General features: G+C 60.1%; 16 protein-coding genes. 6 read left to right on the top strand and 10 right to left on the bottom strand.

The genetic code is table 11. The features are described from left to right. Positions 1-2: 2 nt before the first annotated feature. Complete coding sequence (xseA, locus tag CAF74_RS03420) at positions 3-1,382, bottom strand: exodeoxyribonuclease VII large subunit (RefSeq protein WP_007956669.1); 1,380 nt, start codon at positions 1,380-1,382, stop codon at positions 3-5. Positions 1,383-1,392: 10 nt separating this feature from the next. After that, on the bottom strand, positions 1,393-2,280 hold the full coding sequence (locus CAF74_RS03415; RefSeq protein ID WP_085745309.1) for a LysR family transcriptional regulator: 888 nt from the start codon (positions 2,278-2,280) through the stop codon (positions 1,393-1,395). A 100-nt stretch (positions 2,281-2,380) separates the two neighbouring features. Here CAF74_RS03415 and CAF74_RS03410 point away from each other — a divergent pair, with 100 nt between their 5' ends. The 4 genes from CAF74_RS03410 (at position 2,381) to guaA (ending at position 7,033) form a co-directional block, all read left to right on the top strand. Beyond that, on the top strand, positions 2,381-3,148 hold the full coding sequence (locus tag CAF74_RS03410; protein ID WP_085745308.1) for a sulfite exporter TauE/SafE family protein: 768 nt from the start codon (positions 2,381-2,383) through the stop codon (positions 3,146-3,148). A gap of 73 nt (positions 3,149-3,221) precedes the next feature. Continuing rightward, complete coding sequence (locus CAF74_RS03405; protein ID WP_085745307.1) at positions 3,222-3,770, top strand: sugar ABC transporter ATPase; 549 nt, start codon at positions 3,222-3,224, stop codon at positions 3,768-3,770. Between the two features lie 115 nt (positions 3,771-3,885). After that, the gene (guaB, locus tag CAF74_RS03400; RefSeq protein WP_034156270.1) at positions 3,886-5,355 is read left to right on the top strand and encodes an IMP dehydrogenase; all 1,470 of its coding nucleotides are present in this window, start codon (positions 3,886-3,888) and stop codon (positions 5,353-5,355) included. Between the two features lie 100 nt (positions 5,356-5,455). Continuing rightward, positions 5,456-7,033, top strand: a complete 1,578-nt coding sequence (gene guaA / locus CAF74_RS03395; protein WP_011335797.1) for a glutamine-hydrolyzing GMP synthase — start codon at positions 5,456-5,458, stop codon at positions 7,031-7,033. Positions 7,034-7,131: 98 nt separating this feature from the next. On the opposite strand, the gene CAF74_RS03390 is transcribed toward guaA, so the two are convergent. Next, the gene (locus tag CAF74_RS03390; RefSeq protein ID WP_085745306.1) at positions 7,132-11,436 is read right to left on the bottom strand and encodes a membrane-targeted effector domain-containing toxin; all 4,305 of its coding nucleotides are present in this window, start codon (positions 11,434-11,436) and stop codon (positions 7,132-7,134) included. Positions 11,437-11,726: 290 nt separating this feature from the next. Between CAF74_RS03390 and CAF74_RS03385 the strand changes: the two genes are divergently transcribed. Continuing rightward, a complete protein-coding gene (locus CAF74_RS03385) occupies positions 11,727-13,103 on the top strand; it encodes a multicopper oxidase family protein (RefSeq protein WP_085745305.1) in 1,377 nt (458 codons plus the stop codon). Further along, positions 13,103-13,603: a tRNA adenosine(34) deaminase TadA gene (gene tadA / locus CAF74_RS03380; protein WP_085745304.1), complete on the top strand. Its 501-nt coding sequence runs from the start codon at positions 13,103-13,105 to the stop codon at positions 13,601-13,603. The genes CAF74_RS03385 and tadA overlap by 1 nt, the downstream gene beginning before the upstream one ends. Positions 13,604-13,785: 182 nt before the next feature. On the opposite strand, the gene cmoB is transcribed toward tadA, so the two are convergent. The 7 genes from cmoB to CAF74_RS03345 form a co-directional block, all read right to left on the bottom strand. Then, complete coding sequence (cmoB, locus tag CAF74_RS03375) at positions 13,786-14,742, bottom strand: tRNA 5-methoxyuridine(34)/uridine 5-oxyacetic acid(34) synthase CmoB (protein ID WP_007956659.1); 957 nt, start codon at positions 14,740-14,742, stop codon at positions 13,786-13,788. After that, entirely contained in the window at positions 14,739-15,446 is a 708-nt protein-coding gene (cmoA, locus tag CAF74_RS03370) for a carboxy-S-adenosyl-L-methionine synthase CmoA (protein ID WP_218888027.1), read from the bottom strand. The genes cmoB and cmoA overlap by 4 nt, the downstream gene beginning before the upstream one ends. A 258-nt stretch (positions 15,447-15,704) precedes the next feature. Beyond that, positions 15,705-16,136 carry a hypothetical protein gene (locus CAF74_RS03365; protein WP_085745303.1) on the bottom strand — a complete coding sequence of 144 codons (432 nt, stop codon included), beginning with the start codon at positions 16,134-16,136 and terminating at the stop codon, positions 15,705-15,707. Between the two features lie 127 nt (positions 16,137-16,263). Beyond that, positions 16,264-16,908 carry a lysoplasmalogenase gene (locus CAF74_RS03360; RefSeq protein WP_176240468.1) on the bottom strand — a complete coding sequence of 215 codons (645 nt, stop codon included), beginning with the start codon at positions 16,906-16,908 and terminating at the stop codon, positions 16,264-16,266. Positions 16,909-16,910: 2 nt separating this feature from the next. Beyond that, positions 16,911-17,303, bottom strand: coding sequence for a protease inhibitor I42 family protein (locus CAF74_RS03355; RefSeq protein ID WP_085745302.1), 393 nt, complete (start codon positions 17,301-17,303; stop codon positions 16,911-16,913). A 302-nt stretch (positions 17,304-17,605) separates the two neighbouring features. Then, positions 17,606-20,029 carry an endopeptidase La gene (gene lon / locus CAF74_RS03350; protein WP_085745301.1) on the bottom strand — a complete coding sequence of 808 codons (2,424 nt, stop codon included), beginning with the start codon at positions 20,027-20,029 and terminating at the stop codon, positions 17,606-17,608. A 615-nt stretch (positions 20,030-20,644) separates the two neighbouring features. Next, positions 20,645-21,013: a DUF6124 family protein gene (locus CAF74_RS03345; protein ID WP_085745300.1), complete on the bottom strand. Its 369-nt coding sequence runs from the start codon at positions 21,011-21,013 to the stop codon at positions 20,645-20,647. Between the last annotated feature and the right edge of the window lie 71 nt (positions 21,014-21,084).

Below are 21,084 nucleotides of genomic sequence, written 5' to 3'. Positions count from 1 at the left end.
GATCAGTCCAGTAAAGAGAGAGTGACAGGCGTCAGGTGATTGTCCTCGACGCGCACTTGCAGTTCGCCTTCGCCCAGTCTGGCCTTGAGGCGCTGGCCGGTGTGGGTCTGCGCGGCGTTGCGGATCGCGTTGCCACGCTCATCCAGCAGAATGCTGTAGCCACGGCCGAGGGTCGCCAGCGGGCTGACCACGTGCAGGGTCTGCATCTGGCTTTGCAGTTGTAAACGGCGGCGTTTCAAACCTTCGTTCATGGCACGTGGCAAGCGTTCAGCGAGACTGTCCAGGCGCTGGCGCAACAGGGCCAGTTGGCGTCCCGGATGTTGCCCGGCGAGACGGGTTTCCAGGCGGATCAGGCGTTCGCGGCGGGTATTGAGCTGGCGCTCGAACGCTCGGCGCATGCGCATGTCCAGATCATCCAGACGTTGTGCCTGCTGGCGCAGACGCTCGCCGGGATGGCGCAGGCGGCGGGTCATGCCTTCAAGGCGCAGGCGATCGCGCATCAGGCGGTCACGCATGCGCATCACCAACCGACGATGCAGGCTTTCGACCTGCCGGATCAGGTGGCTGGAATCCGGGGCAAGCAGTTCAGCGGCGGCGGACGGTGTCGGTGCGCGCACGTCCGCCACGAAGTCACTGATCGACACATCGGTTTCATGGCCGACCGCACTCACGATTGGCGTAACACAGGCATCGACCGCCCGGGCCACGGCTTCTTCATTGAAGCACCAGAGGTCTTCCAGCGAGCCGCCGCCGCGAGCCAGGATCAGCGCGTCGAAACCACGGGCATCCGCCAGTTTCAGGGCGCGGACGATCTGTGCGGTGGCTTCTCGGCCCTGAACGGCGGTCGGAATCAACGTCAGTTGCACCTGCGGCGCGCGGCGGCGGAACACGCTGATGATGTCGCGTATCACGGCGCCGGTCGGCGAACTGATGATGCCGATGCGCTGCGGGTGTGCCGGCAGCGGCACCTTGCGCTCGGCACTGAACAGGCCTTCGGCGCTTAACTTTTCCTTCAAGGCATCGAAGGCCAGGCGCAGGGCACCGTCACCGGCAGGCTCCACGGTGTCGAGGATCAACTGATAGTCGCCACGCCCTTCGAACAGCGAGACCTTGCCGCGAACCTTGACCGCCAGACCGTCCTTCAGCGCCTGACGCACCCGCGCGGCATTCTGGCGGAACAGTGCGCAACGCACCTGCGCGCCGCTGTCCTTGAGCGTGAAATACACGTGGCCGGACGCCGGGCGGGCGAGGTTGGAGATTTCGCCTTCGACCCAGATGTTGCTGAACACGTCTTCGAGCAACACTCGCGCGCGGCCGTTGAGCTGGCTGACGGTCAGGACTTCGCGGTCGAGGCCGAGTCTTGCAAAGGGATCTTTAATCATGGGGCGCAGTTTAAAGGCATTCGCCGGTGAATGTCTGGAGGAAGTGTTGCACCAGAGGTGTGGGATTTTGCCGAGATGCGAAGGCGACAGTGCTCTGGCAATCGCCGCTCAGCGGCAGAAATCTCACACCAGCGGGCGCGATGTCCTGCATTGATTCCGGCAGAAGAGCGATGCCAAATCCGGCCTGGATCAATTGCAATTGCGTGGTCTTGCGCGACATCACCCGCGCAGCCTGGGGGAAGAAGCCGTGACGCATGCACAGGTCGGCGCACAAATAACTCAGCCCGCCGCGCTGCGGATGCGGGATGGAGATGAACGCTTCGTCCTTCAATTGCGCCAGATCGACCGCCTCCGCCAACGCCAGTCGATGATCCGCCGGCACGGCAAGCAGCAAGCGTTCGGTATAGAGCGGCACAACCTGAACACCCTCGCGCTGGCGCAGCACCGGTAGGCGCAGAAGACCGATATCGAGCCGGCCCTCGGCCAGTTCTTCAAGTTGTGCCTCCGAGGAGAGCGTGCCGATGTCCAGCGAGACACCGGGTTGCTGCTGCAGATATGCGCTCATGTCGCGCAACAGTCGGCCGCTGATCGGCACGGTGCTGGAGTGACACACGCGCAAAGTGCCGCGCTGCCCTTGGCCAATTTCCGTGGCCAGGGTGCTGGCCTTGTTCAGTTCATTGAGCAGGTTTCTCGCCCGGGGCAGGAACGCTTCGCCAGCGGCGGTGAGCCGGGGCTGGCGCGCGGTGCGTTCGAACAGTGACGTTTGCAGGCGGGTTTCCATGTCCTTGATCTGCCGGCTCAAGGCCGATTGAGCGATGAACAGCCGTTCAGCTGCCGCACTGAAGCTGCCGCTCTCGGCGATTTCCACGAAGTAGCGCAATTGACGGGTTGAAAGCACGAGGCATGCCTTTTTGAGATGGCTTGGCGGTTTGGATAATATTAGTCGCAACCCTCGGCGCTGGCTAAAGTCATCGCAGGCTTATAAAGGAAGCGAGCGAATGAGCGTGGCGGGGTTGTTGAGCGAATGGTCGTGGGGTGCGCAGGGCTGGGTGGTGATCGGACTGGCCATCGCGCTGGCCTACATCGTGTTCGGGATTGCCGGTTTCGGCACGGCGCTGGTGGCGGGGCCGATCCTGATCCTGTTCATGCCGCTGTCGAAGATCGTGCCGTTGCTGGTGCTGCTGGATTTCGTCGCGGCGTTCGGCAATCTGCTGCCGTCGCGGCGTGACGTGGCGAAACCGGAATTGCTGCGGCTGCTGCCGTGCATGGCGGTGGGTTGCACGCTGGGGGTGATTTTCCTGCTTAACCTCAAGTCCGATCTGCTGTTGCTGCTGATGGGGCTGTTCATCAGCGTGTACGCGATCTACAGCTTGTGGATCAAGGCGCGACCGGCGCAGTTGTCCGCCGTATGGGCGTTGCCGATGGGCACCGTGGGCGGGCTGTTCGGCGCGCTGTTCGGCAGTGGCGGCTTTCTTTATGCGATCTACCTCAACAGCCGACTGCCGAAGGACGCAGCCCGGGCCACGCAAAGTGCGCTGATCAGTTGCAGCACGGTGGTGCGTTTGAGCCTGTTCGCCATCGCCGGGGTGTATGCCGAGCTACCCTTGTTGATGCTTGCGCTGTGCCTGTTGCCGGCCATGGCGCTGGGCTTGTGGGTCGGGCGGCGGTTGACCATGCGCCTGTCCCGCGAGGCCTTCGTGCGGTTGGTGACCTGGCTGGTGCTGGCGAGCGGGATTGCGCTGATCGGCCGCTATTTAAGCACTTGACCGGATTTTGTCAGGGATTAAGCTGCCGGCCGCGTTTGTCGCAGAACATCCTTTGACGCAGCAGGCTTGCATCATGAACTCCCAAAGCATCATCGTCCCGAAAATCTCCAACCTGCCGGTGCACGAGCCCCGGGCCCGGGCGATCCTGCGCTGGCTGGTGCGCAAGAACATCGTCAAGGAAGAGCTGAGCACGTGCGGACGTACCGGCAATCGCATGGCCTACGCCATCGCCGATGGTGCCCGTGCGGTGGTGCTGCACCCCGAGGCGCTGCCGTTTGGCGAGCCGATCAACGGTCTCGAGGTCATCACTAAGCGCTGCATCTATACCCCGGCCAAGGGGTTTCTCGGAGAAGCCGGGTGCGCCGAATGCCGTCAGGAGATCGGCGAAGCGTTGTTCGAAAGCCTGGAAGACTGGATGCCGGGCCGCACCGACAACTTCACCTGTCCTGAGTGCGGGCATGAAGACGACATCAACGGTTTTCTGTATTTGCAGGAATGCGGGTTTTCCAACCTCGGTTTCATCTTCAACAACTGGCTGGAGGCGGGGTTCAAGCAGAGTTTCATCGACGAATTCGCCGACTGGCTGGATCAACCGGTGAGTTGGGTCAAGGTCGAGTTGTAAGGGGTGTTTTTTCCGTACATCAGCAACATTGATATAAGACAAGTTTTACATTGAGCCCGGTAGGGTGTCTGAGTATAATGGCGCGCTTCCATTTTCCCGCTCGGGAGCCCCCGCGATGCTGCGTATCAGCCAAGAAGCTCTGACCTTCGACGACATTCTTTTAGTGCCTGGTTATTCCGAGGTGCTTCCTAACGAAGTCAGTCTGAAGACCCGCCTTACCCGTGGCATCGAGCTGAACATTCCTCTGGTTTCTGCCGCCATGGACACCGTTACTGAAGCCCGTCTGGCAATCGCCATGGCTCAGGAAGGTGGCATCGGCATTATCCACAAGAACATGACCATCGAGCAGCAAGCTGCCGAAGTTCGCAAGGTCAAGAAGTTCGAAGCCGGTGTGGTCAAGGACCCAATCACCATCGAGGCTGACGCCACGGTTCGTGATCTGTTCGAACTGACCCGCATGCACAACATTTCCGGCGTTCCGGTTCTGCACGATGGCGACCTGGTCGGCATCGTCACTTCCCGTGACGTGCGTTTCGAAACCCGTCTGGAAGCCACTGTTCGTGAAGTGATGACGCCCAAAGAGCGTCTGGTCACTGTTCGCGAAGGCGCCGACAAGAACGAAGTCCGCGAGCTGCTGCACAAGCACCGCCTGGAAAAAGTCCTGATCGTTGACGACAAGTTTGCCCTCAAAGGCATGATGACCGTCAAAGACATCGAGAAAGCCAAGGCCTACCCGCTGGCCAGCAAGGACGATCAAGGTCGTCTGCGCGTCGGCGCTGCGGTCGGTACCGGTAAAGACACTGGTGACCGCGTTGCCGCCCTGGTCAATGCCGGCGTGGACGTGGTGGTGGTCGACACCGCTCATGGTCACTCCAAAGGCGTGATCGACCGCGTTCGCTGGGTCAAAGAGAATTTCCCTGAAGTGCAGGTGATCGGCGGCAACATCGCCACCGGCGCAGCCGCCAAGGCTCTGGCCGAAGCTGGCGCCGACGCGGTCAAGGTCGGTATCGGCCCTGGCTCGATCTGCACCACCCGTATCGTCGCCGGTGTCGGCGTTCCGCAAATCAGTGCCATCGCCAACGTTGCCGCTGCCCTCGAAGGCACCGGCGTTCCGTTGATCGCCGACGGCGGCATCCGTTTCTCCGGTGACCTGTCCAAGGCCATCGTTGCCGGTGCTTCCTGCGTGATGATGGGCTCGATGTTTGCCGGTACCGAAGAAGCACCGGGCGAGATCGAACTGTTCCAGGGCCGTTCGTACAAGGCTTATCGCGGCATGGGTTCGCTGGGCGCCATGTCCCAGGCTCAAGGTTCCTCCGACCGTTACTTCCAGGACTCCTCGGCAGGCGCCGAGAAACTCGTTCCGGAAGGTATCGAAGGCCGTGTTCCTTACAAGGGCACCCTGAGCGCGATCATTCACCAGTTGATGGGCGGTCTGCGTTCCTCGATGGGTTACACCGGCAGCGCCAACATCGAAGAAATGCGCACCAAGCCCGAGTTCGTGCGGATCACCGGTGCCGGCATGGCCGAATCCCACGTCCACGACGTGCAGATCACCAAAGAAGCGCCAAACTACCGCGTAGGTTGAGGCTTCAAGCAAAACGTTAAATGACCGGGGCTGTTTTATTCAGCCCCGAGTCGTTTCTGAATCAAAGACTGTTTCTGAATTACTTAGACGAGACTGAATCATGGCCCTCGACATTCACGCTCACCGCATCCTGATCCTCGACTTCGGTTCGCAATACACCCAACTGATCGCCCGCCGCGTGCGCGAGATCGGTGTGTACTGCGAACTGCACCCGTTCGACATGGACGAAGATGCGATCCGCGAATTTGCGCCAAAAGGCGTGATCCTCGCCGGCGGTCCCGAGTCCGTGCACGAAGCCAACAGCCCGCGCTGCCCGCAAGCGGTATTCGACCTGGGCGTACCGGTCTTCGGTATCTGCTACGGCATGCAGACCATGGCCGAGCAACTGGGCGGCAAGGTTGAAGGCTCCGAACTGCGTGAGTTCGGTTATGCCCGCGTTGACGTGGTGGGCAAGAGCCGCCTGCTCGACGGCATCGAAGACCACATCGACGCCGACGGCCTGTTCGGCCTCGACGTGTGGATGAGCCACGGTGACAAGGTCACCAAGATGCCAAGCGATTTCCACATCCTGGCCAGCACCCCGAGCTGCCCGATCGCTGGCATGTTCAACGACGAGCGCGCTTACTACGGCGTGCAGTTCCACCCGGAAGTGACCCACACCAAGCAGGGCGGTCGCATCCTGTCGCGTTTCGTTCTCGACATCTGCGGCTGCGAAGCCCTGTGGACTCCGTCGAAGATCGCCGAAGACGCCATCGCCAACATCCGCGCACAAGTCGGTACCGACAACGTGCTGCTGGGTCTGTCCGGCGGTGTGGACTCCTCGGTGGTTGCGGCGCTGCTGCACAAGGCCATCGGTGATCAACTGACCTGCGTCTTCGTCGACAACGGCCTGCTGCGTCTGCACGAAGGCGAGCAAGTGATGGCCATGTTCGCCGAGAACATGGGCGTCAAGGTGATCCGCGCCAACGCGGAAGACCAGTTCCTGAACAACCTGGCCGGCGAAGCCGATCCGGAGAAGAAGCGCAAGATCATTGGCCGCACCTTCATCGACGTGTTCGATGCCGAATCCTGCAAGCTGGACAACATCAAGTACCTGGCTCAGGGCACTATCTACCCGGACGTGATCGAGTCGGCTGGCGCGAAAAGCGGCAAGGCCCACGTGATCAAGTCGCACCACAACGTGGGCGGCCTGCCGGAAGAAATGAACCTGAAACTGGTCGAGCCACTGCGCGAACTGTTCAAGGACGAAGTCCGTCGTCTGGGCCTGGAACTGGGCCTGCCGTACGACATGGTCTACCGTCACCCGTTCCCGGGCCCGGGCCTGGGCGTGCGCATCCTTGGTGAAGTGAAGAAGGAATACGCCGACCTGCTGCGTCGCGCCGACCACATCTTCATCGAAGAACTGCGCAAGGCCGACTGGTACCACAAGGTCAGCCAGGCCTTCGTAGTGTTCCAGCCAGTGAAATCGGTTGGCGTGGTCGGCGATGGCCGTCGTTACGCCTGGGTCGTGGCCCTGCGTGCCGTGGAAACCATCGACTTCATGACCGCGCGTTGGGCACACCTGCCTTACGAGCTGCTGGAAACTGTCAGCGGCCGCATCATCAATGAAATCGAAGGCATCTCCCGCGTCACTTACGACGTGTCGAGCAAGCCGCCGGCGACCATTGAGTGGGAGTGATCCTGCACAAGCCCTGATGGCTTGAGGTCAGGACCAACAAAAAGCCGCGTGAAACGATGTTTCACGCGGCTTTTCTGTTTCTGGCTTTCAGTGGCTGATTACAACGGTCTGGACCAACCCGCCAGTTTCATGCCTCGCTCATCAAGCGCCTTGAGCAGCGCCTTGATACTGGCGAAGCGCTTTTCATGGACGCTGGGCCATTCGGGGCGCTCGATGAAAACGCGGTTGGATTCGAAGTGGATATCGGTGCGCACGATCGCATTGGCGCGGCTGCGATGAACCAGAAAGGTTTCCCGCAATTCCCTTTTCAAGGTGTACAGACCCGGTCGGGAAAGTAGCCGTTCGATGTCTGGGGTCGTCCGGGCGTACCACGGTGTTTCGACTTGCAGGCGCAGGTCACCTTTTACGAATGCCTGGTTCTTGCCCATTTGATCGGCAAGACTTTTACCGGGATCCGCTTCGATACCGCCGGATTGACCTTCAGCAACATCTTCGGCGCGCAGACCGACGACGCCTTCCAGCTCGCTGACACCGGCAACGCCTTCGAACGTGTTCGAGTGGGAGTTCCCCATCAGTGCCACCCAGTTATGCGGCCCGCGAGCCGCCTGGTCAGCCTCGATCACGGTGTGAGCGTAGTAGTTCATCATTCTCTGGCGTGCCGACGGATCCGCCGTTCTCATTCCTTCAACCCGATAACTGGCCAGGCAGTCGATGGCCTGAACGCGTATCCCGTTGCGATTGGCTTCCTTGACCAGATCGAGAAAGGTGTAGCGTTGCAGCGGATCGGTCACGTGACCACTGTCGAGCTGAATCAGATAGTTCTCCAGATCCCGCGGCATGACCGATGTCCTGGCGTAATTATCCAGCGCGGCCTGATGGAAGTCCGTGAGCAGGTGCTCGGAGTAAAGCGTCTTCACACCCTTGTTGGCCAGGGTTTGCATATTGTCCATCAGCCATTGCTTGCTGCCGATTTCGGCATGGCTTTCGCCAATGACCAGACCGCGAAACTCTGTGAATACCCGCTCGATGAATGCTTGTCCCGACAGTCCTGCTGTCAGCGAATCCATTGATGGGCGTACGGGAAGATGCAGCTCGGCATAGAAACGTATTGCTGCTTCATGCAGTTGTTTTCGCAGCGTCTTGAATGTATCGAGGGGTGAATTGCCGCCCCATGAAGCGACGGAGTCGTTCAGCAGAGAGGCGTCATTGCCCCGCGCCACGTTTTTCAGTTCGGCCCGGGCCTGCACCGCAATCTCATACGGCGAGGTGAAACGGGGTGGATCCTTGATCATCAAATCCGGGGCGGGTGGCGCTTCAATCGCCGGGATGGACGGCTGAATGTCTGGCAGTTGACCGGGCGTAGCGGTGGGATCAATGCGCACGTGTACCTGCGTGAGACCTTCATGTTCTATGGCTTCCAATAGTTCATGCAGGCTGTCGAAGTGGCGCCCGCTGATGGCTGACCATTTCGGCCGGAGGATGGAGAAACCGGCGCTGTCCTGCTGAATCGGTGTACGCACCAGACTGCCATCGCCACTGCGGTGAACAAGGGTGGAGGGCTCCTGCACCATGAACATGCCGCGCCTGGGCAGCGCCTCTTCAAGCGAGCGAGCTGTTGCCGTCGCGGGCGGTGCGCTCAGTTGCAGGCGAAGATCGCTTTTCAATTCGTCGAAGGGACGTCCCAGGATGTCTTTGACTTTTTTGCCCGGGTCAGCTGTAAGCCCCTGAGCCTGACCCACTGCACTTTCATCAACGCGCAATGCCACCGCCCCTTCCAGCTCACTCAGCCCTGCAACGTTGTCGAAGCTGCTGGCGCGGGCCTCATCAACCAGTGCGATCCAGCGATGAGCACCTCGTGCGGCCTGGTCGGCCTGAATCACGGTGTCCGAGTAGTAATTCATCATTTTTCGGCTGCTGGCTTCGGTAGTACCTTCCATCCGTGGAAAGCGCCGGGTCGCCATGCTGTCGATCGCTTGTACGCGGATGTGATTCTTCTGTGCGCCTTTTACCAGCTCGGTGTAGGAATACGGTCCGGCAGGGTCGGTCTTGAACCGCGCATCCAAAGCCTTCAGGTACCGCTCGAGAGCCGGCGGCATCTTGCCGCTCTGGTGAAAAACATCCAGATCCGCTTGATGGAAATCCGTGAGCAAGTGATCCAGGTAAAGGGTCCTGACCTTCTGTTTGTTCAGCACTTTGAGATTGTCGACAAGGGTCTGTCTAGCACCGATGGCAGAACTGTCCTGACCGATTACGAGGCCGGTGCCGTCCTTGAACAGGCGCTTGGTCATTTCGGCAAACGGCGTCGTGGGTTTGAAGAGTGGGACGGCCGGACGCGGGGGAAATTCGGTGGCGGCATAGGCGTTGATGGCATCGTCGTAGAGCCCGCGACGCAGGGTTTTGAAGTCTTGATAGAAACGGTCGCTGCTGTCCTGTGGATCCAGCGGGAAATCATCGACCTGAGCTTCGGCAACGGGTTGCAGCGCCGATCGCGATGCTTGCGGCACATCGTACGTCAGTGGTTGCATCTCCACTTCCGGCAGTGGGTCGGCCGTGTGTCCGAAGGGCCACTTGCCGAAAATTTTCATGCCACCCTTGAGTCCGGGACGGGCCACCGGTTCCCACCTGAGCGCTTCGTTCAAGCGAACCGGGACGTTGCGGTAAAACGAGAAAGGATTGGCCGGATCAATAATGACCCAGCCGCGTAACTGCTCGACATAACGCACCTGATAAAAACCGTCGCTTCCTGCGCGGCGCATGTAAATGTAACGCTTGCCCGACGCGGCCAGGATGATCTCCTGCAGTTTGGAATCACCGGTTTCAACGCCGGTGCCTTCGGTGATTTCAGTCTTGAATGAAGCAAGGAAGTCCTCGGGCTGCGCGGGCAGGACGCGCGTCGGGGCGATTTCCTCCAATGCAGGCAACGGGGGGCGGGCAATCGCCGCTTCGACAAGTTTTTCTTCCGGTGCGAAGACCGTGCTGGCCTCGGCTATTTCCGGGAGACGGCCACTGCCCTTGAGGAAGGTGGCGTTGAAAAGGGTATCGATGGTCGCGAAGATGGCGCCCGTCACTGCAGACTTGCGTTCACCGGGTGTTTTGCCATTGACCGCCTGATCAATCTGCAACCCGACATTGGCGATGCCGGCACCCACGACGGCCAGTGCCACGGGCCAGCCGACAGCGGCCATCGGACCGAACATGCGACCGAAAGCGTTGAGATAGCCGATCCACAGCTTTTTCCGCAGATCGCCATTGGTGTGCATCATGAACGTGGCGTCGCTGATCATCCTGGCGTGAGTGGCGCTGGCGAGGAAGGTGAAGGCGTCGCTCTTGAACGTCTCGCTGGTGTGTTCGATCAGGGAGTGATCGGCGCAGTCCCAGGCGCTGACCAGCAGATCCAGGACATGATTGAGCCCGACATTTTCGACATGCGGCGGGCGGAATATCTCAGTGAGCAGATATGTCCCGGGACTCAACAGGGGGAGCCACCCCGGTTTCGCAGCGTCGCGCCATGAGGTGTCTTCCATGATGTCGTGATCGGCCACTTGAAAATGCGCGAGGAAACGTTGGCGGTCAGCCGGTTTACGGGTTTGCGACAACACCCACCAATGCAGGTCCTCCGCTGTCTCGAAGGCATGCAGGCCCCAGACTTCCCCAGGGGTGTAGAGGATCTTTCGGCCATTGACGTCGGTGATGCACAGAATATCGGTCGCTACATAACCCCCCACCTTCAGCAGGCTCAGATGCATTCCCTTGGCGGGCGCCGCATCCTCCTCCAGCATCTGCAACGTGACGGGCCAGCTCACATTGCCGGCGACAGCCTTGACCACGGTTCGGAAGTTTTCGTCCGACAACCGGCCACCTTCGCGATCCTCCATGGCCTGGGCAATAAAGGTGCACTTGGCCAGGCTGCGAAATGTCCTGGTGTGTTTTTTCCAGAACGAGGCGACCTTTTGATTGAACCGATCGGCGAAATTGATCGCCCAGAAGTCCTTCAGTACCTCGTTTCCATGCAACCGCACTTCATTGGTCTCGTCGAAGTCCTCGGCATCCGGTCCGGTCGTGTAAAAGCCCCCATCGACATCGAGCATGTCCGAGTTGTCCTGATCACCGACGCGGAACCGCTGGATCACCAGTTGCGGCAAGGTCATGGACTCGGTTGGCCGGGCACCATGATGTTCCCAGCCCGTGAAGGCTTTCCAGCTGCTGCTGGAGAACTTGAAGCGGTGCCAGTAAACCTGTTCAGGATCCAGATGATCCACGCCATGTTTGCGCAGGATATCCCTGGCGATATCACTGGCCATTTCGTACATGTCGGGGCAGGCCTGAACCAGTGCGGGTACCAGATTTTTCAGGGCCAGTTTGTCGGCAACATTGGGTAGTGCAGTGTTTTCGGATGTGTCCACGGTCTTTCCTTGAGGTGGTACGGATGGGACCGGATCATTTCAGGCGGGCGTAGGAAGGGTCTGTCGGCTGCTGTGTGTAACGGGTGTCGGAGCAATAGGTATGACGTATGGGAAAAGGATCAGGATCCAGTACGAAAACCCGGCAATTTGCAGCAGTTGAGTCCTGCTTTTCGCTCTGAGGAACTGCGGCCAGTCGCCGCGCTGCCCTTACTGTTTCTCATCTGCGGGTGTATCGTATTCGCCCTTTCGGGCCTGCGGGCCCGCCGCAGATACGTGAGGTAGTTGAGTTCATGTCCTTTACCCGTCGCCAAATCCTCGGTGGCCTGGCCGGTCTTGTTGTCGTTGGCGTAGGAGCGGGGGGCGCGTCGCGTTACTGGCTGGGCAAGATGGCCGATGCCGATGCGGGGCATGACTACGAGCTGATCGCCGCGCCACTGGACGTCGAGCTGGTGCCAGGGCACAAGACCGAAGCCTGGGCGTTTGGCCCATCGGCGCCGGGCACCGAATTACGCGTGCGTCAGGGCGAGTGGTTGCGGGTGCGCTTCATCAACCATCTGCCGGTGGCGACCACCATTCACTGGCACGGCATCCGCCTGCCGCTGGAGATGGACGGCGTGCCGTACGTTTCGCAATTGCCGGTGCTGCCGGGCGAATACTTCGATTACAAATTCCGTGTGCCGGACGCCGGCAGCTACTGGTATCACCCGCACGTCAGCAGCAGTGAGGAACTCGGTCGCGGGCTGGTCGGGCCGTTGATTGTCGAGGAGCGCGAGCCGACCGGGTTCAAGTACGAAAAGACCCTGAGCCTGAAGAACTGGCACATCGACGACGAAGGCAACTTCGTCGAGTTCAGCATTCCGCGCGAAGCGGCCCGTGGCGGTACGGCGGGGCGGCTGTCGACCATCAACGGCGTGCCTACGCCGGTGATCGAGTTGCCGGCCGGGCAGATCACCCGGGTTCGTCTGCTCAACCTCGACAACACCCTGACCTATCGCATCAACATTCCTGGTGTCGAAGCGCAGATCTATGCGCTGGACGGCAACCCGGTCGAGCCGCGCCCGTTGGGCAAGGAATACTGGCTGGGTCCGGGCATGCGCATCTGCCTGGCGATCAAGGCACCACCGGCCGGGGAGGAACTGTCGCTGCGCAACGGCCCGGTTCGCCTGGGCACCCTGCGGTCGGTGGCCAACAATGACGCGCCGACCGACTGGCCGAAAGCACTGCCGGCCAACCCGGTGGCCGAGCCGGACCTGGCCAATGCCGAGAAACTCAACTTCAATTTCGAATGGGTCGGTTCGGTGTCGGTGAATGTTGACAACGGCAAGCCGCCGAGCCTGTGGCAGATCAACGGCAAGGCCTGGGACATCACCGACAAGACCTGCGCCGACCGGCCGATCGCCAGCCTGAAACTGGGCCAGAGCTATATTTTCGAACTGAAGAACATGACCCAGTACCAGCACCCGATCCACCTGCACGGCATGAGCTTCAAGGTGATTGCGTCGAACCGGCACAAGATCGTGCCGTATTTCACCGACACGTATCTGCTGGGCAAGAACGAGCGCGCGCAAGTGGCGCTGGTGGCGGATAACCCGGGGGTGTGGATGTTCCACTGCCACGTGATCGACCACATGGAAACCGGCCTGATGGCCGCCATCGAGGTGAAGTGATGCGCCAGATTCGCCCCGCGGCGATCATCGACCGCAGCCGTGATCGCGATTTCATGCGTGAGGCGCTGGAGTTGGCAGCACAAGGCGCGGCCCTCGGCGAAGTGCCGGTGGGCGCGGTGCTGGTGCAGGATGGCGAGATCATCGGGCGCGGTTTCAACTGTCCGATCAGTACCAGCGACCCGAGTGCGCATGCGGAAATGGTCGCGATTCGCGCCGCTGCACAGGCTGTGAGCAACTATCGTCTGCCGGGCAGCACGCTCTACGTGACGCTGGAACCGTGCAGCATGTGCGCAGGGCTGATCGTGCATTCGCGGGTTGCGCGGGTGGTGTATGGCGCGCTGGAGCCCAAGGCCGGGATTGTGCAGAGTCAGGGACAGTTCTTCACTCAGGGCTTTCTCAACCATCGAGTGTTGTATGAAGGCGGGGTGTTGGCGGAGGAGTGTGGGGCGGTGTTGACCGAGTTCTTCCGAGCTCGCCGAACCAAAAGCCCCTCACTCTAACCCTCCCGAAACGTCGGACCGCCCGGAGGGAGAGGGGACTGACCGGGTGACAGATGACGTTACGCCGTCCTGAGATTTTTGAGTCGAACTCAAGTTTTGAAAAGCTCCAGGATCGGCTCCCTCTCCTAGGGGAGAGGGCTGGGGTGAGGGGGGGGGCTCACCGCGGAGTTTGGGAGAGCGGGTTATTTCTTCGCGACAATTACGGCCCGCATCGGCGCCGGCAACCCTTCAATCGTCTTGCTGTGATCTTCCGGATCAAGGAAATCACTCAACGACTGATACTTCATCCACTCTGTCCCGCGCTGCTCTTCAACAGTGGTGGTGCTCACATCCACACATTTCACGTCAGTAAACCCGGCACGACGCAGCCACAATTCCAGCGCCGGCACCGACGGCAGGAACCACACATTACGCATCTGCGCATAACGATCTTCCGGCACCAGCACCTGATGCTTGTCGCCTTCGACCACCAGCGTCTCCAGCACCAGTTCACCACCTTTCACCAGGCAATCCTTCAGCGCCAGCAAATGTTCGATCGGCGAGCGACGGTGATAGAACACACCCATCGAGAACACGGTATCGAAGCCTTCCAGATTCGGCGGCAGGTCTTCGAAAGGGAACGGCAGGTGCCAGGCATTCGGTTCTGACAGATAACGCTGCACCGCCTGGAACTGGCAGAAGAACAGCCAGTTCGGATCGACACCGATCACGCTGTCGGCGCCGGCACCGAGCATGCGCCACATGTAGTAGCCGTTACCGCAACCGACATCGAGGATGCGTTTGCCCTTCAGATCCAGATGCGGAGCGACCCGCGACCACTTCCAGTCCGAGCGCCATTCGGTGTCGACGTGCACGCCGAACAGATCGAACGGCCCTTTGCGCCACGGCGACAGGCCCATCAGTGCGGTGCGCATTTGTGCGCGGGTTTCGTCGTCGCAATCGGTGTCGAGTTTCAGGCCGTCGAGCAGGTCGACTTCGGTCGGCTGGATCTTCGGCAAGGCGTCCAGCGCACTTTGCCAGCGCTCCAGATCGCCGTGACCTTTCTCCATTTTCTTGTCGAGCTGCACTTGCAGGGTGTTGGCCCATTCGGCCAGCGGCGTGCCGGCCAGACGGCGGGCGAGGGGAGACAGATCAATCATGGCAAGGCAATCAACGAGGCAAAGTTAAGACACTGGAACCACGGCACGACTTTCGAGAACCCGGCAGCCAGCAGGCGCTCACGGTGTTCTTCGAGGCTGTCGGGCTTCATGACATTTTCGATGGCGCTGCGCTTCTGGGCGATTTCCAGTTCGCTGTAGCCGTTGGCGCGCTTGAACGCGACGTGCAGGTCGGTCAGCAGCGCGTGTTCTTCGGCATCGTTGAAACGCAGCTTCTCCGACAGAATCAGCGCGCCGCCTGGCAGCAACGATTGGCGGATGCGTGACAGCAACGCCGTACGCTGATCCGGGGCAATGAATTGCAGGGTGAAGTTCAACGCCACCACCGAGGCCGGTTTGAAGTCGAGGGCGAGGATGTCGCCTTCGATCACTTCGACCGGCAGCAACTCCTGGAACATCGAATCCTGACCGTTGAGGTACTCGCGGCAGCGCTCGACCATGGCAGCCGAGTTATCCACCGCGATCACACGGCAACCGTCGGTGCGTACGTGGCGGCGAAGGGCTTGGGTCACCGCACCGAGCGAAGCTCCGAGGTCGTAGAGCACGCTGTTCGGCTGGGCGAACTGCGCCGCGAGCACGCCGAGGTTCTCGACGATGGTCGGGTAACCCGGCACCGAACGCTTGATCATGTCCGGGAACACCCGCACCACGTCTTCGTTGAAGGCGAAGTCAGGCACCTGGGCCATCGGCTGGGCGAAAATGCGATCGGGTTCTTTGCTCACGGCGGTTCCGGCGGTGTCGATGAAAAGGCCGGCATTTTAGCCAAACTGGCGCGCAGATGCGCGGGTTGTCTGATAAACCGTGTGTGGGGCGTGGGAGGGAGGCCTTGTGTGAATCGGGTTCATTCTGCTGTTTCAGGACATCACACGTCGTCAGACTCAGGCTCTTGCAACCGCAGGGCTTGCGGCCTGAGTCTGACGTTTATATCAGGGAGAGTTTTTTGATTATCGACTGCGCGAATTGGTGGTGCTCCACTCCACGTCGAACAGCCCATTTACTCTGATACCGGGGTTGTTGCCACCTGCGTAATCCTCTTTCGTCTGAATGTCGTACACACCGTAAATGTGCTGGGACGAATGATCGACCGTGAGGTTCAGGGTCATGGATATTGGGGTGTAACGGATATTGGCCCAGCCAGTAAGTACTCCGACTTGAACTCCAGGGCTACCGAGCGAGTATTGTCCGCTCTTGATAGCGGGATTAAATTTAAAGATGATTTGCTCAAGTTGATGCTCGAAGTCGTTCCGTGCCCCATAGATTTCGAGATCCCTCCCCGAGTAACCATTCGCATAGAAAAACTTGTCTGCCTCACCGCTATCAATTTGGTAAGTGAACGAATTGGCTGCCGCATTGGATGAAGCGCTCTGAGTGCCCATATTCAATTCCTCTGATGTGCGACAGAAGGAAGTACAGTCGCTGACGCAGTTTAGGAATGGAAAAGATCGGCTGGTAACTGTCAGAACTTACAGTTTTTAATTCTATTTAGTTATTGATGGCGGATTTTTAGTTCATTCTCTCAATTTTTATTTGGAAAGTGGAGGCGGTAATACCCCATTGCCCTAACCAGTAACTGAGGATGATGACGTATGGCGCACCGTGGAATGGTGAGACGAAACGGTCGATACCGATTACGCTGTCGGAAAACACGAACGCCACCGCGCCGCCCGCCGCCAGTAATGCCGAACGTTGTGGTACGCCGCTGCCGAGTCGGGCGAGAGCGCGCCAGAGCATGGCGCTGATGGCCGTTCCGTAGACGATCACTGGCACGGTCAACGGGCCGAGTCCGCTGCTGATCAATATGCCCATCAACACGGCACCCACGCTGAGGGCCAGGATCAGCGGCAGCAGGGCCAGGCGTCGGCAATCGCTGAGGTAAGCCTTGAGATACGCCAGATGCGCGACCAGAAACGCGCCGAGACCGAAGACGAACAAATCCCCCGGCCACGCCAGCAACACATCGCCGATCAACGAGAAAATCAGACCGAGGCTGATCCAGCGCCGATAGTCGCTCGGTGGCGCATCGTGCAGCCAGCCGAGCAACGCCAATACCGGCAACGGTTTGACCAGCAGGCAAAGCAGCGCCGCGTGGGTGCTGACGCCATAGAGAAAGGTCACGGCGCCCATCAGCGCGAGGATCAGCCAGCCCACGGTCAGTTCACCGAAATGGCGCAATCAAAGGTTTCCACCGGCAACACTTCCGGCGCCCAAGGCTGTTGCGAAGTCAGGCGCAGACGGCCGGTGCCGGGGGCGAACGCCTGGAAGCGCCAGGTCGAGAGACCGGCCGCGCCGACCACGCCGGCATCTTCCGGATTGCTGTAGACCTCGGGGCTGAGGGCGCGCAATACGCCGCCGGCGGAATCCTGGATGGCCCAGCGGTAACCGGTGGTGGGGTTGCTCGGGAGCATGACGATCAGGTTTTGCCCGTTGGTGAGGCGCACCGGGCATTCGCTCTGTTTTTCCACGGTCACGTTGGTTTTCGGTTGCGTGGCGCAGGCGGCCAGCAGGACGAGGGACAGGGGGACAAACAGGCGAAGGGGGGACATGGATTCAGTGGCTCCGGCGTGGGCGACGAACGGCGAGCATAACTGAAGATGAGACAAAGTGTGACAACGCCACCCCTCACCCTAACCCTCTCCCAGAGGGAGAGGGGACCGACCGAGGTGTCTTTTGGGATACATCGACCTGAAAGATCGAGTTGATTACGGATTCAGTGAAGAGCTTTCAGGTCGGCGTATCTCTTAAATATCCCCCACTCGGCTCCCTCTCCCTCCGGGCGGTCCGACGTTTCGGGAGGGCCGGGGTGAGGGGCTGCGATGCCAGCCCCCCTCAATACCTCAAGACGAAATCAAAAAAGCACCTTCGCTACATCCGCAAACTTCTTGGCGAAATGCACGGTAATGCCTTCCTTCAGGTAGTCCGGCAACTCTTCAAAGTTTCCGCGATTCGGCTCCGGCAGAATCAACTCGAAGATCTTCTGCCGCCGCGCCGCAATCACCTTCTCGCGCACTCCGCCAATCGGCAGTACATGCCCGGTCAGCGTCAATTCACCGGTCATCGCCACGCCTTTTTTCGGCGCCTGATTACGGGCGAGGGAGAGCAGGGCGCTGGCCATGGTCACGCCGGCGCTCGGGCCGTCTTTCGGTGTCGCGCCTTCCGGCACGTGCAGGTGGACGAAGGCTTCGTCGAAGAACTTCGGATCGCCACCAAAAGATTTGAGGTGCGAACTGACGTAGCTGTAGGCGATCTCCGCCGACTCCTTCATCACATCGCCCAGTTGCCCGGTCAGTTTGAAACCACGATTGAACGTGTGAATCCGCGTGGCCTCGATCGGCAAGGTCGCGCCGCCCATGCTGGTCCAGGCCAGACCGGTGATCACGCCGGTGCCGGACAGCACTTGCTCGTTGCGGAACACCGGATGACCAAGGGACGCTTCAAGGTCTTTCGGCCCGATCTTGATCACCGCTTTCGGATCGTCGATCAGCTTCATCACCGCTTTGCGCACCAGTTTGCCCATCTGTTTTTCCAGCTGGCGCACGCCGGCTTCACGGGCGTAGCCGTCGATCAAGGCTTTGAGCGCCGTGTCGCTGATGCTCAGGCTGCCCTTGGACACGCCGGCCTTTTCCAGCAGTTTCGGCCACAGGTGGCGTTTGGCGATGGCGACTTTTTCTTCGGTGATGTAGCCCGACAGGCGAATCACTTCCATCCGGTCCAGCAGCGGGCCGGGGATCGAATCCAGGGTGTTGGCGGTGCAGACGAACAGGACTTTCGACAGGTCCATCCGCAGGTCCAGATAGTGGTCGAGGAATTCGACGTTCTGTTCCGGGTCGAGGGTTTCCAGCAGCGCCGAGGCCGGGTCGCCCTGGTAGCTCTGACCCATCTTGTCGATCTCGTCGAGCATGATCACCGGGTTCATCACTTCGACGTCTTTCAACGCCTGCACGAGTTTGCCCGGCTGCGCGCCGATGTAGGTGCGGCGGTGGCCCTTGATCTCGGCTTCGTCGCGCATGCCGCCGAGGCTAAAGCGGTAGAACGGCCGACCAAGGGATTCGGCGATCGATTTGCCGACGCTGGTTTTACCCACGCCCGGCGGGCCGACCAGCAGCACGATGGAGCCGCTGATCTCGCCTTTATAGGCACCGACCGCGAGGAATTCGAGGATCCGGTCCTTGATGTCGTCGAGGCCGGCGTGGTGTTTGTCGAGCACCTTGCGCGCGTGCTTGAGGTCGAGTTTGTCCTCGCCGTACACGCCCCACGGCACCGAGGTTGCCCAGTCGAGGTAGTTGCGGGTGACCGCGTATTCCGGCGATCCGGTTTCGAGGATCGACAGCTTGTTCATCTCTTCTTCGAGGCGCTTCTGCACCTGCGTCGGCAGCACTTTGCCTTCCAGGCGCTGCTCGAACTGTTCGAGGTCGGCGCTGCGGTCGTCCTTGGTCAGGCCGAGTTCCTGCTGGATGACCTTGAGCTGTTCTTTAAGGAAGAACTCGCGCTGGTGCTCGCCGATCTTGCGGTTCACTTCGGCGGAGATTTCTTTTTGCAGGCGCGCGACTTCGACTTCCTTGCGCAGCATCGGCAGGACTTTTTCCATGCGCTTGAGCATCGGCACGCAGTCGAGCACTTCTTGCAGCTCATTGCCAGTCGCCGATGTGAGGGCGGCGGCAAAGTCGGTCAGCGGCGACGGATCGTTGGGGCTGAAGCGGTTGAGGTAGTTCTTCAGCTCTTCGCTGTACAGCGGGTTGAGCGGCAGCAGTTCCTTGATCGCGTTGATCAGCGCCATGCCGTAGGCCTTGACCTCGTCGGTCGGCTCGGTGGGCTGGTGCGGGTATTCGACTTCCACCAGATACGGCGGGCGATGGTGTTTGAGCCAGGTCTTGATGCGCACGCGACTCAGGCCCTGGGCGACGAATTGCAGTTTGCCGTTTTCGCGACTGGCGTGGTGCACCTTGACCAGGGTGCCGTATTGCGGCAACGCCTTGGTGTCGAAGTGGCGCGGGTCTTCCTGGGGTGTGTCCATGAAGAACAGGGCCAGGGAGTGGTGTTCGGATTTGCTGACCAGTTCGAGGGTTTCGGCCCAGGGTTCTTCGTTGACGATGACCGGCAGGACCTGGGCCGGGAAGAACGGGCGGTTGTGGATCGGGATGATGTAGACCTTGTCCGGCAGGTTCTGGCCGGGCAGGGCCAGGCCTTTGCCGGGGACGTGGTGTTCGATGTGTTCGGCGTCGGTTTCGGTGATGTCGTCGGGGTTCTCGGGGAATTCTTGCTGGTCGCTCATGGGGCACCTGCGCAATTGGGTATGGCTGTTAGATGGGGCAGGGTTTGGGTGGTTTCAATGGGGGTGGGTGTTTCTGCTTGTGTGTTCAGGGTTTTGACAGGGTTTTGGGGTTGGGCTTGGCGGCCTTTGGGCCGGCCATGCTGGGGATTTATCGAGTACATATCCGTTTCTTCGGGTGCGCCCGCTGGCGGTTTCGCCCTTACGGCGAGGCACTTTTTTCAAACGCCAAAAAAGTACCCAGAAAGGCTCGTCCCGGCGTTCGGCCCTCGCAGGCTCGGGTTCCTTCGCTCCGGCGTCCCTCCGGGGGCATCGACTTCGTCGATGAGTTCGGCTTCGCCAAACGGCGCTGCGCGCCAATCCCCGGATGAACACCTCCACTCAGCCTTCCGAAGGGACGGGTGGATCAAGATCAAGAGCTTTGTCGAGCTAACGCTCATCCTTGAGAGGTGTGGTTTGTGGGCTTTGCAAACTTGAGGTCGACTCGGACTTTCAGGTCGATGTACATCGATTGATCAACTCGGTCAGTCCCCTCTCCCTCCGGGAGAGGGCTAGGGTGAGGGCAGCGTCATGACTGACTCACCACAAGCCTGACTCCCGCAGAGACCTCATCAGCATTTATGCCGGATATCGACTGACCTCAACGTTATCCAGCACCCGATTCACCGCCAGTTCCGCCAGCATGATCACCTGCTGAATGCCCAGGATCCGGTGCCGCTGCGGCGTATCGACAAAAGCCGCTACATCACTGGCCATGACACTGGCGGTAGCCAGGGACTCACAGGCATGGGCCAACAGGCTTTCATCGTCCATGTCTGGCGAGACCTGGAACATCTGGCTCGGTCGGCGACCGGGGCATTTTTTGGGGATGGGATTGAAATGGTGGTCGAGCGCGCGTTCGGCGGCGTCGTGGAGTTTCTTTGAATCGGCGGATTCGTAGGGCGAGGTGTCGTTTGATTCGGGGGGATTGGGTGTTGGCTTTTTCATTTTTTACTCCTCAGGAATGGGTCCATTCCTCTAATTGCCGCGACGCAAAAAGAGGGGTGGCAGCTGTACGC

Origin of the sequence: Pseudomonas sp. R45(2017) (genome assembly GCF_002112305.1) — a bacterium.
In the GTDB taxonomy this organism is placed as follows: Bacteria; Pseudomonadota; Gammaproteobacteria; order Pseudomonadales; family Pseudomonadaceae; genus Aquipseudomonas; species Aquipseudomonas paraglycinae.
Note: the sequence above shows the minus strand (reverse complement) of the source record. Positions and strands in the feature narration are given on the sequence as shown.